Source organism: Bacillus sp. BACIII (genome assembly GCF_057836745.1).
In genome coordinates this window covers 3791144-3808046 of sequence record NZ_CM174437.1, presented here as the reverse complement: position 1 = coordinate 3808046, position 16903 = coordinate 3791144, and the positions used below count along the sequence as shown (strand labels likewise).

Genomic DNA, 16903 nt, shown 5'->3' with positions numbered 1-16903 from the left:
AAGCAGCAAAGGATGAGATTCCCTGCTGCTTTTTTTTATTTCATCGCAATGGCTTTTCTGGCGTTGCGGACGTCGTTTTTCAGCAATTCGCTCAAGTTATAAGCCGGATATTGACCGCGTTCTTCCATATACTCAAAGACCATTTGGTGCCACTTGATGGCCGCGTTTAAGTGCTTGACGAAGACGATTCTTAATTGAGGTGTGGCTGTTTCTGTAATGGCTCCGGCGTAATTGCGGACAGATGTTTTGGCCATGCTCAGCAGCCCGCCGCTGTAAAAGGAGGAATCAGCCCGCTCTTCTGTCTCATCTTCACGAAAGCCGGGGGCTTCAGGGAAGAAGGGAAGCAGTTCACGCAGATTTTGTTCCAGCGAATGGATGGAAAATCTGTAAAGCTGTTTTAATCTGGCATCGCTTACTTCGCGTTCCGTTCTTTTTAATTTCACAAGCCCGTTTGCCTGGAAAGCCACTAACTCGTGCAGTTCTAACGTTTCATGCCATGCTAATGTTCTCCGCTCAGTCATGGTGTGAGAATCTCCTTTATCCTTCATTTTCACTATCAGCATATGCCCCGGTGCTGATGTTGTTCCTGATGTTTTGAAGTTTCCAGAAAGGGAAACTCAATGTAAAGGAAATACGAAACAGAGGTGAAACTATATGTGGGACATGATAAAGAACTTCTTCCTTTTCAGCAGCGGTGTTTTACAGGCAACCACTCTCTTACTTATCGTTATCGTCTTGTTATTTGTACGGAAAACCAAAAAGAAAAACAGAGATACTTCTGGTTTCATGGACGATCAGGATCATTGATACAACGGGCATTCTTTCACTAGGATGTCCGTTTGTCTGTTTTCATGTTTCACATGGAACATTGGAGCCGTCTGCGCTCATTTTACTTACGATTTTGACTTATGTTAGAATAAATACGTGTATTTTGGAGAGTTTATGGAAAATTCAGGTCTTGGAAGAGACATTGCGGCGTCAAAAGAGCAGTCGTCTAAGCTGCTCTTTTCTATTCGTATGTTCTGAATGATACAAGGTTTGAGGTGAGTAAGTGAAGAATACAAGGGCTCTAATAGAAGGCGCCATTTTGATCAGTATTTTTGCAATCATTTCCCTTTTGGTCGTGTATCTCCCTTTACTGGGGGCGATTCTTCTCTTTGCTTTGCCGTTGCCGATCATTCTTTACACCATTCGGCACGGTCTGAAGCCGGGGATATGGATGGGCCTTGCCAGCCTCCCGGTCAGTTTTATTGTGAGTTCGTTTGCCGGGCTTACAGGCGCGTTTACGGCGGCCTGTACGGGGGTCGCTATGGGATATTACTTTAAAAAGAAACAGCCCGGTTATGCGGTTGCGGCCGGCGCTATTGCGTGTATGCTGTGCGGTGTCGTTATTTTTGTGTTCAGCATCGTGTTTCTTAATATGAACGTGGTTGATAACACGATGTCCCAGCTTCGAGAGTCGCTGTCTTTAGCAGAAACCATGTCAAAACAGCTGGGTTACGGAGATCAGTTCGGGAAGCAGACTAAGCTGATGGAAAGTCAGCTGAGCACGCTTCAATATCTTTTTCCGACTGCGCTTATATTGACCAGCATTGTTTCTGCTTTCCTCAGTTATGCTATGGCAAGGCCGTTTTTAAGGCGGTTTTTCCCTGATCTTCCGAAGATGAAGCCTTTTAGAGAGCTCAGACTCCCGCAAGTCGTTGTTATTTTGTACTTTGTTGTGACGATATTAGGGTTTCTGCATTTAGAAAAAGGGCATATGATGTATTCGGTTTCATTGAATGGGGGATATATTCTCAGCTTGCTGATTTGTATTCAAGGATTAGCGTTTATTTTTTTCTATTTCCATGAGATGGAGATGCCAAAAGCGGTTCCTGTATTAGCGATTGTGCTGGGTGTGCTTTTTCCGCTTATCATGTCCGTGTATCTCCTCTTAGGCATCATTGACATAGGCTTTAACATAAGAAATAAGGTGACGCGAAATTGAGTGTGACTTACAGGTGGGGAGTTGATAGAAATGCCTAGTTTTTATGAAAAGCCGTTGTTTCGGTATCCCATCTATGCATTGATTGCATTGTCAATCATCGTAATCCTCATCAGCATTTACTTTAACTGGCTGATAGGAGCCGTCGGTGTTGTGCTGCTCGCCGTGATCTTGTTTTTCATTAAGCGTGCGGATTCTTTGATCAGAAGAGAAATTGACAACTATATTTCCACGCTATCCTATAGATTGAAAAAAGTAGGCGAAGAGGCATTAATGGAAATGCCTATCGGGATTATGCTGTTTAATGATCAATATTACATTGAGTGGGCGAATCCGTTTTTGTCTTCCTGCTTTAATGAAAGCACGCTCGTCGGGCGCTCGCTGTATGACACATGTGAGGCCGTCGTGCCGCTGATCAAGCAGGAGGTCGATTCGGAAACGATCACCTTGAATGAGCGGAAGTTTAAAGTGGTGATTAAAAGAGATGAGCGCCTGCTTTATTTCTTTGATGTGACGGAACAGATTCAGATTGAAAAGCAGTACGAAAATGAGAGAACCGTGCTGGCATATGTCTTTTTAGATAACTACGATGATGTCACACAGGGGCTGGATGACCAGACGAGAAGCACGATGAACAGCCAGGTCACCTCATTATTAAATGCGTGGGCGCAAGAGTACGGCATTTTCCTGAAGCGGACGTCCTCGGAACGGTTTATCGCGGTGTTAAATGAACACATATTAACAGAGCTTGAAAACGCGAAATTTTCGATTTTGGATGAAATCCGTGAAAAAACATCCGTTCACACTGTATCTTTGACCCTCAGCATCGGGATCGGCGCATCGGTTTCTTCCTTGAAGGAGCTTGGAGATCTGGCGCAGTCCAGCCTCGATTTGGCTCTCGGCCGCGGAGGCGACCAAGTGGCGATCAAAATGCCGAACGGCAAGGTGAAATTTTACGGCGGCAAAACGAATCCGATGGAGAAGCGCACAAGGGTGCGCGCCCGGGTGATTTCCCACGCGCTCAAGGAAATTGTCTCAGAAAGCAGCAATGTCATTATTATGGGTCACAAATTTCCTGATATGGACGCAGTCGGAGCCGCAATCGGAATATTAAAGGTGGCGCAGGCCAATGGCAAGGAAGGCTACATCGTCATTGATCCGAATCAGATCGGATCAAGTGTTCAGCGCCTGATTGAAGAAATTAAAAAATACGAAGAGCTGTGGTCGCGGTTTATCACGCCGGAAGAGGCGATGGAAATTTCCAATGATGACACGCTGCTTGTCGTCGTGGATACACATAAACCGTCCTTTGTGATGGAAGAGCGTCTCGTGAACAAAATCGAGCACATCGTTGTGATTGACCATCACCGAAGAGGCGAGGAATTTATTAAAGACCCGCTGCTCGTTTATATGGAGCCATACGCTTCATCCACCGCAGAACTCGTGACGGAGCTGCTTGAGTATCAGCCGAAGCGGCTCAAAATCAATATGATTGAAGCGACAGCCCTGTTAGCTGGTATAATAGTGGATACGAAGAGCTTTTCCCTTCGCACGGGCTCGCGGACGTTCGACGCCGCTTCTTATTTGAGAGCGAAAGGCGCAGACACGGTTCTGGTGCAGAAAGTCCTCAAAGAATCAGTCGGTTCTTATATTAAGCGGGCGAAGCTGATCCAGCATACAGCTCTTTATAAAGAAAATATCGCGATTGCTTCTCTTCCTGAAAATGAAGAGGAGTACTTTGACCAAGTGCTGATTGCGCAGGCTGCTGATTCCCTCTTGTCGATGAGTGAAGTGGAAGCTTCATTTGCCGTAGCCAGACGGGATGAGCATACGGTGTGCATCAGTGCGAGATCGCTTGGCGAGGTCAATGTGCAGATTATTATGGAGGCGCTGGACGGCGGAGGGCATTTAACCAATGCGGCAACCCAGTTATCAGGCATTTCTGTTTCAGAAGCGCTTGTCCGGCTGAAGGAAGCCATTGATGAATATTTTGAGGGAGGCGTTCAGAGATGAAGATTATTTTCTTACAAGATGTAAAAGGTAAAGGGAAAAAAGGCGAAATGAAAAACGTAGCAGACGGTTATGCACATAACTTTCTCATTAAAAAAGGCCTCGCTGTCGAAGCAAATGCGACAAACATCAGCGCATTGAACGGACAGAAAGAAAAAGAGAAAAAAGAAGCGATTGCAGAGCTTGAAAGAGCGAAAGATTTAAAAGAAACGCTTGAACAGCTGACTGTTGAGCTGAGTGCCAAATCCGGTGAAGGCGGCCGCCTGTTCGGATCTGTCACAAGCAAGCAGATTGCAGAAGCGCTGCAAAAGTCGCACAAGATTAAAGTGGATAAGCGGAAACTGGAACTCCAGGACGGTATCCGCACACTGGGATATACAAACGTTCCTGTAAAGCTGCATCCTGAAGTTCAGGCTGTGCTGAAGGTTCACGTAAAAGAAGAAGCGTAATATATAATAGAAAAACCCGCCGATCCGGCGGGTTTTTTTATGTCAGCATAAGACGCGGTGTAAGAAAATGATGAGAATGTTTCATGTCCGATGCTTATCAGATTGCATATGATATTACAACATAACGAAGGATGTGTCGGTATGATGCGATTTTTTTCTGAAACATATTTTAATGATCCGGAAAATAAAAAGACGCTGGAACACTATCCGCTGATCGGGAACGGAAAAGACGGGGAAGTCTATCGCTTAACACACAACAAATGCTTAAAGTATTTCTTTGAAATAGAGACATGCGGGAAGGAATTGGCAGCTTTGCAAATCGGACAAGGTTCCCCGGTGATTCCAAGACTGTATGAATACGGAGATCGTTATATTGTGATGGAATATGTTCAAGGCACCTCCCTTGCCCGCCATGTTAAAACAGAAAAATCCATTTCCGAAAAACTGGCGGGTGATATTTTAAATATGCTGGATGAATTAAAGAAAATCGGTTTTACCAGATGGGACGCTGAAATCAGGCACATTCTGATCAACGAACACGGTAATCTAAAAGTCGTCGATCATAAAAGAGCCTTTTCCGCTATTGCCCGCTTTCCTGTAAAACTATTAAAAGGATTGAACCAATACGGCCTGGCAGATGAGTTTTTGAACACCATAAAAAAATTAAATCCGTCACGTTACCTGGAATGGCAGCTGTACATGTAAGTTTCTGAAAATCCGCACATGTAAGTTTCCTTTTTTTGGGGTCGTCATATGATACTTGTAACAATTGTTTGGTGGAGTGTGGAAAAAATGGAAGAATACATTATGGTTATCGGCGCTCATCCTGATGATGAACTATTGGGATCAGCGGGCACCATAAAACGGCTGATTAATGAAGGATATAAAGTAATTTCCGTTATTACGGCATTAGGAAGAAAAGAAGAAGCTCATCATATTAAACAATTAGGCGAACGTGCGAATCAGGAGCTTGGAATTGAGAACGTCATCTTTTTGGAGCATACGAATTTAGAATTGGAATGTATCCCTCTTCATAAGCTTGTCAAAGAATTAGAACAGCTCATTCGCGTCTATCAGCCTGATAAAATCTTTACTCATCATTACGGCGATATCAATATGGACCATCAGAAAACATTCCAAGCAGTTTTAACAGCCGCCAGACCTCTTCCGGATCAAAAGCCGATTGAACTGCTTACGTTTGAAACGCTGTCTTCAAGCGAGTGGGAGAGGAATACGGCTGATAAACTCTTCAAGCCCAATTACTTCGTCAATATCACAGATACGATGGACGCCAAACTCGCGGCGCTTCACCACTACGACGTAGAAATGAGGGATTACCCTCATCCCCGTTCATATGAAGGCGTTAAACATTTAGGAAGAGTCAGAGGGATGACAGCGGGTGTGGAATACGCCGAAGCATTTGAAGTGGTGCGGAGGATCTGGAAATGAACAAGACATTTTCCGTCCCCTATCCGTATATGGTCCAGACGCTTGACCGCTACTACGGGGTCAAAACGCGCCCGCAAAAAAAGAAAGTCATAAAGACACAGATGAAACATGCAGATCAAATTCCGCCGGTATACAGGAAAAAGAAGAAGTTATCCATTTTGATTGCCACGTTTTGGGACTACCCGCACACGGGCGGTTTATCAAACTATATTAAAACGCTTAGTGAAGGACTGAGAAAAAGAGGTCATAAGGTGGATGTCATATCTCCTAATCTGTTTCCTTCCGCACAGGTAGAGGCACTGCGGGAGGCTGTTGTTCCGAAGTTAAAAGATTTCTTTAAAGACAGATACGGGGATTATAACGATCATATTTTGAGAAATAATCGGCTGATGTTTGTATACGAGCAAATGCTTCAAAAGATTCCTTTGGAAAGATATGATGTGTTCCACGCTCAAGATTTATTTACAGCCAATATGTTAGGCAGGTTCAATCAAATCTATAAAAAACCTTTATTTTTCACACCGCATGGCATGTTTACTTTCAACAGACTTAAATTTCACATATTTAAAAAAGGCTCGGTAGAAGAGATTTATTATAAAACATTAGAGATGAAAGCCATTGAATACGCAGACCGCCTGATTATTATCAGCGATACGTTCCGCAGGCCGCTCATGAAGCTCGGAGCAGAACAGAAAGACATGACAACGGTGGTCACGGGAATTGATTACGATACAAAAACAGGCTGGAAAAAGAAAATCCCGTTACCGAAAAATAAGATTATCATCTCGTGTATTGCAAGATTAGGCCCGAGAAAGGGACATAAGTATTTGCTGGAGGCACTCTCGCGAATTCCGTCTGATGTACTTGATGATGTGGAAGTGCTGATCGCAGGAGACGGAGAGACAAGGAGAGCCCTGGAGGAACAGGCTCGAAAACTGAAACTATCAATGGTCTCCTTTTTAGGAAAAAGAGACGATGTTCCTGCTATTTTGAATATGACGGACATATTCGTACTGCCGACCATTAATGATAGTCTGCCCATTTCGATTATTGAAGCGATGTTCAGCGGCACGGCTATCATCGCGACCGATTGCGGGGGCATCCCGGATCTCATCCGCCATAACAAAACAGGGCTTATTGTCGAGCCGGGAAATGCAGAGGCGCTTGCCCGGGCTTTAACGTTTTTTATCACTAACAAATCTGCGCGGAAAAAAGCTGCTTTAAATGCAAAGGCCTACGCAGAGAAGCATTTAAGCAGCGAGACGATGATAAGAAATATTGAATCCATTTATCAAAATACCATCAAGCTCGGAGGGAAATGATGAAACACGAACATGCGGCCGTTGTACTTGATTTCAGTGCAAACGGGATCGGGATGATTCGAAGCCTGGCCCGAAGAGGAATAGATGTTTACGCGTTTGACACGGAGGAACCTTATCGTATCGGAAAATCAAGATTGGCAGCTTGCGGGGTCTGTCCCAGCCCTTTAACACAAGAGAAAGAACTGCTGACATTTCTGACTGATTTCGGGAAGCGATTTCAAGTAAAACCGGTTCTGTACGCAGGATCTGATGATTATGCGGGATTCATATCCAAATTCCGCGACACATTAGCCGGTTTTTTTTTATTTTTGCTCCCGAGCCGCTCTCTGTTAGAGGCGGTTTTAGATAAAAGCAAAGCATATGAATTAGCGATGAAGCACAACATTCCCTGCCCGAAAACCTTTTTTCCGAACAATCAGGATGAACTGGAAGAGGCCATCGCCAATATTGACTTCCCGTGTATTTTAAAACCGGTGGCCGGCCATGAATACAGAAAAAAAGTAAACAAAAAAGCAATAGTGATGAAGGATGCTGCACAATTGCGCAGGGAGTTCAGCTCCTACAGAGAAAATGGAGAACTGCTCGTGCAGGAGATCATTCCCGGAGACAATCAATGTTTTTACAAAGTGGCGACTTTTTATGATGACCAAATGAAGTTAATGGGCTTGTTTTCTCTGCAAAAAAACCATCAATTTCCCGCTGATTTTGGCGCTGGGGCTCATGTCGTGAGCAAACGGGTTCCTGAATTAATTGAGAAGACCCTGCCGTTTTTTGAAGCGATTCAGTTGAAAGGAGTAGGCATGGCGGAATTTAAAAAGGATCCGCGGGACAATGTTTACAAGTTTATAGAAATAAATCCGCGCTTTTGGCTCAGCCATAGCCTGACGGAACCTGCAGGCGTTCATTTCGTTTACATGTACTATCTGTATTTGACCGGACAACATGTAAAGCCTCAGCTCGAACAAAAAGAAGGAATCAGTTGGATTTATGAGGTGCGTTACTTCTTAACATTTTTGAAGAAACGAAAAAGAGGAGAAATGACGTTCCGGCATTTTTGGAGAGGGTTTAAAGGAAAAAAAGAATATGCCCTTTTTACTTGGAATGACCCGATGCCGTTTATCAGAAACACTTGGTCCCATCTCAAAAACAGCTGGAAACGGAAGCGGAAGGAAGATCGGCATGGTTGAAAAGGATCGTTTGTATGCTGCGTTTCAGAAACTGAGAATTGACGAAAAACTATCGTATTCACTTGGCGAAAAGGCGGCTGTGAATCCGGACGGCATCACATGTCTGAAATCAACGGACAGAAGCGCCATTTATAAACTGCTTGTGAAAAAGAAATCCGGGACCGTACCGCTGATTTTGAAGGTGTATAAATCTTCCCGTGAAAAAAACGCGGTCGAGATTAATATATACAGTAAAGCCCGTTCTGTCTTAGGGGATTTGCTGCCGGAAATCTATCTTATAGAAGAAAGTCATCATGAAACATGGATATTTATGGAGTTTGTCAGCCAGATCAGGGGTCAGCTTACATTTCATCCTAAGCATTTCAAGTATATTATTCCGTCTGTCGCAGAACTGCACAGCCGCACCTTTGAAAACAAGAAAATTTCTGAGGGGAAATGGCGGTCATGGCTCCCGGTATATGAATCGGAAACGATGAGGAAGGGGCGTAAAAAGCAGATCAAAAAGACAGCGGAATTATTGGATAGGGCCCTTAAAGATGAACGTACAAAAGATATCGTTAAGCCTCATTATCGGCAGATCTCTCACTTGCTGGAGCAAAAAGGACCGGATTTTTTCCCTGAATTGATACAAAACGGCTCGGCCATTACACATGGCGATCTTCATATGCAGAATATCTGCACCCATGACGCGTCCGGCCATGAACCGTGGGACATTCAATTCATCGATTGGGAATCAGCAAAATACGCGCCGGTATGGTTCGATATGACGGTTCTGGTTGAGATTCTGCTCGGCTTCAGAAAAGATTGGAGCCGCCACGCAGAAGACATTCGGACGTATTGCGTAAAAGTGTATGCGAAAGAAATGAAAAAGCGGGGCATTCATTTTGAGACGCCCCCTATGACGCTTTATAAAATGGCTTATGTGCAGAGAACCCTTGAGAAAGGGCTTCATACCCAATTGCGGAGAATATTCGACAATCGGGGAGGAGAGCTGCTGCCCTATCATGCAGACAAAGTGTCACAATGGGGACGGGAATTAGGTTTATAGGTTTGAGAGAGGGGGAGCGGGTTTGAGAGAGGAGATCGGGAGGCCGTGCAGTCTGGTGCCTCCTGCCTTATTGCGCGTCATGGATCAATTTTATGGCATCGGCCATCAAGATGAACAAGAGCTGCATTCATTTTGTGCGGAAAGAAAAAGCTCCCCCAAAAGAAAAAGGCCGTTGCGTATTTTGTACGCAACTTTTCTCAAGTACCCGAATGTCGGAGGATTGGCGAGCTATATCACGTCAGTTAAGACAGGTTTTGAGCGCGCCGGTCATCAGGCGGATGTCATCTCGCCCCTTCAAATGCCGCCATCCTTTTTTCATGAAGATATTCCGCGTGCCGCTGATGAAGTCAGAGTGTTTCTTCTTGGCAGATACGGCGCCGCAAACGAAAAACTCATCAAAAATCTCAGCTATTTACATGTCTTTCAACGATTTTTGATGGAAAAGGATTTAGAGCAATACGACCTGTTTCATGCACAGGATTTGTTTGCGGTATTTTTGCTGGGACACCTTAATCAAACGTATCGGCGTCCTCTTTTCTTCACGCCGCATGGACATTTTACGAAAAGCCGGATGAAGTTTCATAAAATCCAAAAGGGCTCAATTGAAGAGGCATACTTCTCTGAAATAGAAAGACAGGGCATTCGGGCTTCGGATAAAATCATTACCATCAGCGACTCCTTTCACGCGCCTCTTCTGGAGTACGGTGCAAAAGAAACACAGCTGACGACTGTTTATACCGGCATTGACATCCGGGATGCACCCGAGCCAAAACGTGCTGAGAAGCTCGTGATTGCGTGTGTTTCCCGTCTGACAGAGCGAAAAGGACATGACGTGCTGCTGGACGCCCTCGCACAAATCCGGCAGCACTTATACGGAGCCGAGATATGGATCATCGGAGACGGGAAAATGCGGGGTTTTCTTGAAGAGAAGAGACGGAAACTGGGTCTTTCAAATGTGTTTTTCTTCGGAAAACGGTGTGATGTGCCGGCACTTTTGGCTGAATCGTCTATTTTTGTTCTGCCTACATTGAATGATAATTTTCCCATAGCGATCATCGAGGCGATGTTCTCGGGGCAGGCCATTGTCGCAACTGACTGCGGGGGGATCCCTGAGATGATCCGGCATGAGAAAACAGGCCTTATCTGTCAGCCCGGCAGCATCCGGGAGCTTGCCGATGCCCTCTTAAGACTGATTACGGATCAAGCTCTCAGAGAACAGTTCGGAAAAGCAGCAAAGACCTATGCCGGTCAGCATCTGCGCCAAGAAAACATGATTTCAAAAATAGACAGTATTTATCAATCATTTTTTTAAATGAGTGATTAAGGGCAAAGTGAAAAGGCTGGGTTTTGAATATCCAGCCTTTTTTCCGGTCTTATGCTTGGATCTCGCCTTGTCCGGCCGTCATTCCTTATTTACCTATAAGAAAAAGAGGCAGAAAGCCATTGCTTCCGCCTCCCGCACATATATATGAGGGAACAGCCTTTATTTTTGATCGTTCTCTTTTTGGACTTCAGCTAATTTGGCAAGCAGAATGTGCTGAGGCATGTGCATGATTCTTTCAAGCGGCATATTCAGTGATTCTGCAAGCTTTTGCGCCGTTTCAGCGGAAATTTGCAGCGGTTTCATGTGATCACTCCTTCCGTTTCTTTATTGTACTAAAATCAAAATTCTATCGTAAGAGGATATGACAAAGAAATGGAGGTTTGATAAGCCTGGCTTTATAACAGAATGGGGGAGGTTTTTTATGCAATCGCCATTGATGTTATTACAGCTGAAGCTGGCTGATTATCAGAAAAAAGCCGCAGAACTGCGGACAATTGACGAATTTATCATGCTGAAACAGACATTGCAGGAAATGATGAAAGTATTCGCCGCCTGTGAAGAATGGGATCTGTATCAAAAAACGGCTGATCTCATGGCGCAGACGGTGCTGCATATCCGCTTCATCGAATAAGAAAAGCCCTCGCGCGGGCGAAGGCTTTTCTTAAAAGGAACGTTCCTCTTCAATGTTTTTATGCTGATCATAAATGACAAGCTTAGCCGGGCTGTTCTCTTTCGCCATCTGCTCCGCTTTTTCAATCGCCGCGTCCTTTGATGTACAAAGAGCCGTCGGCGCCACATTCTCTGCCTTCACAAACCATCCGTCTGCATCAATACTTGGTGTTACTGCATATGTCTTCATCCTTCTTCCCTCCTGGGTTTGATTTGTTTATTTGTTTCCCGGCATTCGGAACGGCAAAACACATAACCCTCTCCTGACAAATACAGGGAAAGTGATATTTTTCTATTCTTTTTCATGAGAAATGGTAAAATGGAGTTTGGATATTTTTTAAGGAGAGGACGGTGCTTAGCATGACAGACCTTCTGAATGATCGGCTGCCGCCGCAAAACATAGAAGCTGAGCAGGCCGTGTTAGGTGCTGTTTTTTTACAGCCGTCTGCGTTGACACTGGCTTCTGAAGTGTTGATTCCGGATGATTTCTACAGAATGTCACATCAAAAAATTTACAATGCCATGCTCGTGCTCGGAGACCGCGGCGAACCGGTTGATTTGATCACGGTAACGTCAGAGCTTGCGAATACCGATTTGTTAGAAGAGGTGGGAGGCGTTTCTTACCTGACGGATATCGCGAATTCCGTTCCGACAGCGGCTAATATAGAATATTACGCGAAAATCGTTGAGGAAAAATCAATTCTCCGCCGTTTAATCAGAACGGCGACCTCGATCGCCCAGGACGGGTATACGCGCGAGGATGAAGTTGAAGATTTATTAAGCGATGCGGAAAAAACGATTATGGAGGTTGCGCAGCGAAAAAACTCGGGCGCCTTCCAAAATATTAAAGATGTGCTTGTGCAAACATATGACAATATTGAGCAGCTTCACAACCGGAAAGGCGATATTACCGGGATTCCGACCGGCTTTATTGAGCTTGACCGGATGACGGCGGGTTTTCAGCGAAATGATTTGATTATTGTCGCAGCCCGTCCGTCCGTGGGGAAAACGGCGTTCGCCTTAAATATTGCGCAAAACGTGGCCACCAAAACGGATGAGAGCGTCGCGATATTCAGTCTTGAGATGGGAGCCGAGCAGCTTGTCATGCGTATGCTCTGCGCCGAAGGAAATATTAACGCCCAAAATCTCAGAACGGGAAATCTGACGGAAGAAGATTGGGGCAAGCTGACGATGGCGATGGGAAGCCTGTCAAACAGCGGTATCTTTATAGATGACACCCCAGGCATCCGCGTCAGCGAAATCCGTTCAAAATGCCGCCGGCTGAAGCAGGAAAACGGATTGGGAATGATTTTAATTGACTACTTGCAGCTTATTCAGGGAAGCGGCCGTTCAAGTGACAACCGCCAGCAAGAGGTATCGGAAATTTCAAGGGCGCTAAAATCGCTGGCACGGGAGCTTGAAGTTCCGGTCATCGCCCTGTCTCAGCTCTCCCGGGGTGTTGAGCAGCGGCAGGATAAACGTCCGATGATGTCAGATATCCGTGAGTCAGGAAGTATTGAGCAGGATGCCGACATCGTCGCCTTCCTGTATCGTGATGATTACTATGATAAAGAATCCGAAAACAAAAACATCATCGAAATCATTATCGCCAAACAGCGTAACGGCCCGGTGGGCACCGTCTCACTGGCTTTTGTGAAGGAATACAATAAGTTCGTAAACCTGGAAAGACGCTTTGATGACGGCGGTGTTCCGGCAGGTGCGTAAAGCCTCAAGCAATGTCTTGAGGCTTTTTTTCATCCGAAAGAATGAGAGAATGCCGTCCGTTCGGCAGTCGATAAAAAGAAAGCGCTTTTATATAATGGCATCAAGGGAGGAATGATGATGACAATTGCATTTCCGCAATTCCAAGCGGCGCAAATCCGGATTGCCCGGCCGACCGGACAGCTTAAAGAAATCATCAGGTTTTATGAAGAGGGCCTCGGACTGAAGAGGGTCGGCAGCTTTTCCGGACATAGAGGCTACAGCGGCGTCATGTTCGGCCTGCCCCATACGCAATATCATTTAGAATTTACCGAAGAAACGGGCGCGTCTCATCCGGCGCCCGTTCCGCACGGCGACAGCCTGCTTGTCTTTTACATCCCGGATTCTCAGGAGGTCATTCGCATCAGCACGAGGTTAAAGCAGATGGGATATGAAGAGAAAGAACCCGAAAATCCGTACTGGGAAGAAAAAGGCGTGACCATCGAAGATCCTGACGGCTGGCGGATCGTTTTGATGAATACAAACGGCATATAAATGACTGTCTGAAGAACCCGGGCTACGGGTTCTTTTTCATGTTAAAGTATGAAAGTTTCAGGAGTAATAGATAACAAATGAAAGAGAAAACGCTTTTAAACGGAATTAAGGCGAACAAATATAGAATGATAAGATTTTAATGTTCGGATTTACGATTGACTTTCTGTTTCGGCACTGATACACTTAATTTGTTTGAATGAGATATCGTTTTGAAAGGTTAACGGAGGTGCACGGATATATGTCTTCAGTAGTCGTAGTAGGTACGCAGTGGGGCGATGAAGGAAAAGGTAAAATTACAGATTTCCTATCAGAAAATGCAGAAGTGATCGCACGTTATCAAGGCGGAAACAATGCAGGACATACCATCAAGTTTGATGGCGTCACGTACAAGCTTCATTTAATCCCATCAGGAATTTTTTATAAAGAAAAAGCGTGTGTCATCGGGAACGGAATGGTTGTTGATCCGAAAGCGCTCGTAACGGAGCTTGCGTATCTTCATGAACGCAATGTGAGCACGGATAACTTGAGAATCAGCAACAGAGCCCACGTGATTCTTCCGTATCATCTGAAACTGGATGAAGTAGAGGAAGAACGCAAAGGGGCCAATAAGATCGGCACAACGAAAAAAGGCATCGGACCTGCTTATATGGACAAAGCGGCGCGGATCGGCATTCGGATCGCAGACCTGTTAGATCGCGACGTGTTTGCAGAAAAGCTTGAGCGGAACCTTGAAGAGAAAAACCGTCTTCTTGAAAAAATGTATGAAACGGACGGCTTCAAAATTGAAGATATTCTGGATGAGTATTATGAATACGGCCAGCAGATTAAAAAGTATGTATGCGATACATCCGTCGTCTTAAATGACGCGCTGGATGAAGGCCGCCGTGTCTTATTTGAAGGCGCTCAAGGGGTTATGCTTGATATCGACCAAGGGACATACCCATTTGTCACTTCATCCAACCCGGTCGCCGGAGGGGTGACGATCGGTTCAGGCGTTGGCCCGACAAAAATCCAGCACGTCGTCGGTGTATCGAAAGCGTACACAACCCGTGTCGGTGACGGTCCTTTCCCAACTGAGCTGAAAGACGAAATCGGAGATCAAATCCGTGAAGTCGGACGCGAATACGGCACAACGACAGGACGCCCTCGCCGTGTCGGCTGGTTTGACAGCGTTGTTGTCCGCCACGCCCGCCGCGTCAGCGGAATCACAGATCTTTCTCTGAACTCAATTGATGTGCTGACTGGCATTGAAACGCTGAAGATCTGTGTCGCTTACCGCTACAAAGGTGAAGTGATTGAAGAATTCCCGGCAAGCCTGAAAGACCTCGCTGAGTGTGAACCGGTATATGAAGAAATGCCTGGCTGGACGGAAGATATTACAGGCGCAAAAACGTTAAGCGACCTTCCTGAAAACGCGCGCCATTATCTGGAACGCGTGTCTCAGCTGACAGGTATTCCGCTTTCTATTTTCTCTGTCGGTCCTGACCGTTCACAAACGAACGTCATCCGCAGTGTATACCGTGCTAACTAAGGATTTACAGCAGACAAGCCTCCGTGACCGGAGGCTTGTTTTTTTATGTAGGAAAAAAATAATAGATTTTTTTCAAAAAAGTAGTTGCCACTTTCGAATGTTCTATGATATTATAAATCTCGTTGTTACGGAACAGCTTCAATAGAGTACTGCAAGAAAGCTTTTGTCTGAATGCTCTATGATACATAATCCGACACATCAAGAGCCATTAGCTCAGTTGGTAGAGCATCTGACTTTTAATCAGAGGGTCGAAGGTTCGAGTCCTTCATGGCTCACCACTTTTTATGGCCCGTTGGTCAAGCGGTTAAGACACCGCCCTTTCACGGCGGTAACACGGGTTCGAATCCCGTACGGGTCATTGATTTACTTTAGCGTTATTGCTAACTCCTTATTTGTCCTGGGAGGACCGCCACGATACGGTTCCCCGGACAAATTACTGTAAGGTCCGGTAGTTCAGTTGGTTAGAATGCCTGCCTGTCACGCAGGAGGTCGCGGGTTCGAGTCCCGTCCGGACCGCCATTTTACTTTACTTTATAGTATAGAAAAGAAACATCTGGCTCGGTAGCTCAGTTGGTAGAGCAACGGACTGAAAATCCGTGTGTCGGCGGTTCGATTCCGTCCCGAGCCACTTACCCAAACGCATCTGCAATAGTAGGTGCGTTTTTTCTTTGTGATAAAAAAAGGGAGAGCCGGCTTTTCAGCCGGCCCAGAAGAAGACGTCAAACAGTAGACGGCGTTTTTTTTCGTGAGGTTTCAAAAAAATATTATTTTTTAAAAGAAAATAAAAAACATGACAAAAGGATGGCAGTTCAATACGTTTTTGCGCTGTTCTCTTTAATTTTTTTATCTTTTGACCTGAAACCGTTATAATAGACAGGGAACGTTTTTCACGATCCGAATTGTGATCATCATGAAACATCAATAGATGAAATGAAGTCATTCTGGCAGGAGGAAAATCAAGATGATGGATAAGAAAATCCTTGTAGTCGATGATGAAAAACCGATTGCAGATATATTAGAGTTTAATTTAAGAAAAGAAGGCTATGACGTGCACTGTGCGTACGACGGAAACGAAGCCGTGGAAATGGTGGAGGAGCTTCAGCCTGATTTAATTCTATTAGATATTATGCTTCCGAATAAAGACGGAGTTGAAGTGTGCCGGGAAGTCCGGAAAAAATATGATATGCCGATTATTATGCTGACGGCAAAAGACTCGGAGATTGACAAGGTCATCGGACTTGAAATCGGAGCGGATGACTATGTCACTAAGCCTTTCAGCACGCGTGAGCTTCTGGCCCGCGTTAAAGCTAACCTGCGACGCCAGCTTACGGTTGCGCCGGCTGAGGAAGAATCAGCTTCTAATGACATTCATATCGGTTCTCTCGTCATCTTCCCTGACGCTTATGTCGTATCAAAAAGAGAAGAAACGATCGAGCTGACCCATCGTGAATTTGAATTGCTGCATTACTTAGCCAAACATATCGGACAGGTCATGACGCGTGAGCATCTGCTGCAGACTGTGTGGGGCTATGACTATTTCGGTGACGTGAGAACGGTGGATGTGACAGTTCGCCGCCTTCGCGAGAAAATCGAGGATAATCCGAGCCATCCGAACTGGATCGTCACAAGACGGGGTGTCGGTTATTACTTGAGAAACCCTGAACAGGACTAACC

The 16903-nt window shown here is 45.3% G+C and carries 18 protein-coding genes and 4 tRNA genes; 19 read left to right on the top strand and 3 right to left on the bottom strand.

Annotation, left to right across the window (positions count from 1 at the left end; all coding sequences use genetic code 11):
* Nucleotides 1-35 precede the first annotated feature (35 nt).
* Nucleotides 36-521 (bottom strand): spore coat protein, encoded by a 486-nt coding sequence (locus tag ACXN9U_RS18780; RefSeq protein WP_016937355.1) that lies wholly within the window; start codon nucleotides 519-521, stop codon nucleotides 36-38.
* 133 nt (nucleotides 522-654) lie between these two features.
* On the opposite strand from ACXN9U_RS18780, the gene ACXN9U_RS18775 reads away from it, so the two are divergent.
* The 10 genes from ACXN9U_RS18775 to ACXN9U_RS18730 all read left to right on the top strand — a co-directional run bounded on the left by ACXN9U_RS18775 (nucleotide 655) and on the right by ACXN9U_RS18730 (nucleotide 10761).
* Entirely contained in the window at nucleotides 655-807 is a 153-nt protein-coding gene (locus tag ACXN9U_RS18775; protein ID WP_016937356.1) for a hypothetical protein, read from the top strand.
* A gap of 244 nt (nucleotides 808-1051) precedes the next feature.
* A complete protein-coding gene (locus ACXN9U_RS18770) occupies nucleotides 1052-1987 on the top strand; it encodes a YybS family protein (protein ID WP_060963828.1) in 936 nt (311 codons plus the stop codon).
* Between the two features lie 30 nt (nucleotides 1988-2017).
* A complete protein-coding gene (locus ACXN9U_RS18765) occupies nucleotides 2018-3997 on the top strand; it encodes a DHH family phosphoesterase (protein ID WP_045925622.1) in 1980 nt (659 codons plus the stop codon).
* On the top strand, nucleotides 3994-4443 hold the full coding sequence (gene rplI, locus ACXN9U_RS18760) for a 50S ribosomal protein L9 (protein WP_060963829.1): 450 nt from the start codon (nucleotides 3994-3996) through the stop codon (nucleotides 4441-4443). The genes ACXN9U_RS18765 and rplI overlap by 4 nt, the downstream gene beginning before the upstream one ends.
* Before the next feature lie 141 nt (nucleotides 4444-4584).
* A complete protein-coding gene (locus tag ACXN9U_RS18755) occupies nucleotides 4585-5148 on the top strand; it encodes a hypothetical protein (protein WP_060963830.1) in 564 nt (187 codons plus the stop codon).
* Nucleotides 5149-5235: 87 nt separating this feature from the next.
* On the top strand, nucleotides 5236-5892 hold the full coding sequence (locus ACXN9U_RS18750; protein ID WP_060963831.1) for a PIG-L deacetylase family protein: 657 nt from the start codon (nucleotides 5236-5238) through the stop codon (nucleotides 5890-5892).
* A complete protein-coding gene (locus tag ACXN9U_RS18745) occupies nucleotides 5889-7214 on the top strand; it encodes a glycosyltransferase family 4 protein (protein WP_060963832.1) in 1326 nt (441 codons plus the stop codon). Before ACXN9U_RS18750 ends, ACXN9U_RS18745 begins: the two co-directional genes overlap by 4 nt.
* A complete protein-coding gene (locus ACXN9U_RS18740; RefSeq protein ID WP_489202025.1) occupies nucleotides 7214-8401 on the top strand; it encodes a carboxylate--amine ligase in 1188 nt (395 codons plus the stop codon). The genes ACXN9U_RS18745 and ACXN9U_RS18740 overlap by 1 nt, the downstream gene beginning before the upstream one ends.
* Entirely contained in the window at nucleotides 8394-9449 is a 1056-nt protein-coding gene (locus ACXN9U_RS18735) for a phosphotransferase (protein ID WP_060963834.1), read from the top strand. The genes ACXN9U_RS18740 and ACXN9U_RS18735 overlap by 8 nt, the downstream gene beginning before the upstream one ends.
* Before the next feature lie 22 nt (nucleotides 9450-9471).
* On the top strand, nucleotides 9472-10761 hold the full coding sequence (locus ACXN9U_RS18730; protein ID WP_060963835.1) for a glycosyltransferase family 4 protein: 1290 nt from the start codon (nucleotides 9472-9474) through the stop codon (nucleotides 10759-10761).
* Between the two features lie 171 nt (nucleotides 10762-10932).
* Here the strand turns inward: ACXN9U_RS18730 and ACXN9U_RS18725 are convergent, their stop codons facing one another.
* A complete protein-coding gene (locus ACXN9U_RS18725; protein ID WP_016937365.1) occupies nucleotides 10933-11076 on the bottom strand; it encodes a YycC family protein in 144 nt (47 codons plus the stop codon).
* A 118-nt stretch (nucleotides 11077-11194) separates the two neighbouring features.
* Here ACXN9U_RS18725 and ACXN9U_RS18720 point away from each other — a divergent pair, with 118 nt between their 5' ends.
* On the top strand, nucleotides 11195-11404 hold the full coding sequence (locus ACXN9U_RS18720) for a hypothetical protein (RefSeq protein ID WP_060963836.1): 210 nt from the start codon (nucleotides 11195-11197) through the stop codon (nucleotides 11402-11404).
* A 30-nt stretch (nucleotides 11405-11434) separates the two neighbouring features.
* Here the strand turns inward: ACXN9U_RS18720 and ACXN9U_RS18715 are convergent, their stop codons facing one another.
* A complete protein-coding gene (locus tag ACXN9U_RS18715) occupies nucleotides 11435-11632 on the bottom strand; it encodes a DUF2188 domain-containing protein (protein WP_016937367.1) in 198 nt (65 codons plus the stop codon).
* A gap of 170 nt (nucleotides 11633-11802) precedes the next feature.
* On the opposite strand from ACXN9U_RS18715, the gene dnaB reads away from it, so the two are divergent.
* The 8 genes from dnaB to walR all read left to right on the top strand — a co-directional run bounded on the left by dnaB (nucleotide 11803) and on the right by walR (nucleotide 16901).
* The gene (gene dnaB / locus ACXN9U_RS18710; protein WP_016937368.1) at nucleotides 11803-13167 is read left to right on the top strand and encodes a replicative DNA helicase; all 1365 of its coding nucleotides are present in this window, start codon (nucleotides 11803-11805) and stop codon (nucleotides 13165-13167) included.
* A 117-nt stretch (nucleotides 13168-13284) separates the two neighbouring features.
* A complete protein-coding gene (locus ACXN9U_RS18705; RefSeq protein ID WP_060963837.1) occupies nucleotides 13285-13698 on the top strand; it encodes a VOC family protein in 414 nt (137 codons plus the stop codon).
* Nucleotides 13699-13936: 238 nt separating this feature from the next.
* Entirely contained in the window at nucleotides 13937-15229 is a 1293-nt protein-coding gene (gene purA / locus ACXN9U_RS18700; RefSeq protein ID WP_060963838.1) for an adenylosuccinate synthase, read from the top strand.
* Nucleotides 15230-15431: 202 nt separating this feature from the next.
* Nucleotides 15432-15507 (top strand) — tRNA-Lys (locus ACXN9U_RS18695).
* An 8-nt stretch (nucleotides 15508-15515) separates the two neighbouring features.
* Nucleotides 15516-15587, top strand: a tRNA-Glu gene (locus tag ACXN9U_RS18690).
* 84 nt (nucleotides 15588-15671) lie between these two features.
* Nucleotides 15672-15748, top strand: a tRNA-Asp gene (locus ACXN9U_RS18685).
* A gap of 36 nt (nucleotides 15749-15784) precedes the next feature.
* Nucleotides 15785-15857 (top strand) — tRNA-Phe (locus tag ACXN9U_RS18680).
* Between the two features lie 336 nt (nucleotides 15858-16193).
* Nucleotides 16194-16901: a cell wall metabolism DNA-binding response regulator WalR gene (walR, locus tag ACXN9U_RS18675; protein WP_004393104.1), complete on the top strand. Its 708-nt coding sequence runs from the start codon at nucleotides 16194-16196 to the stop codon at nucleotides 16899-16901.
* Nucleotides 16902-16903: the final 2 nt, after the last annotated feature.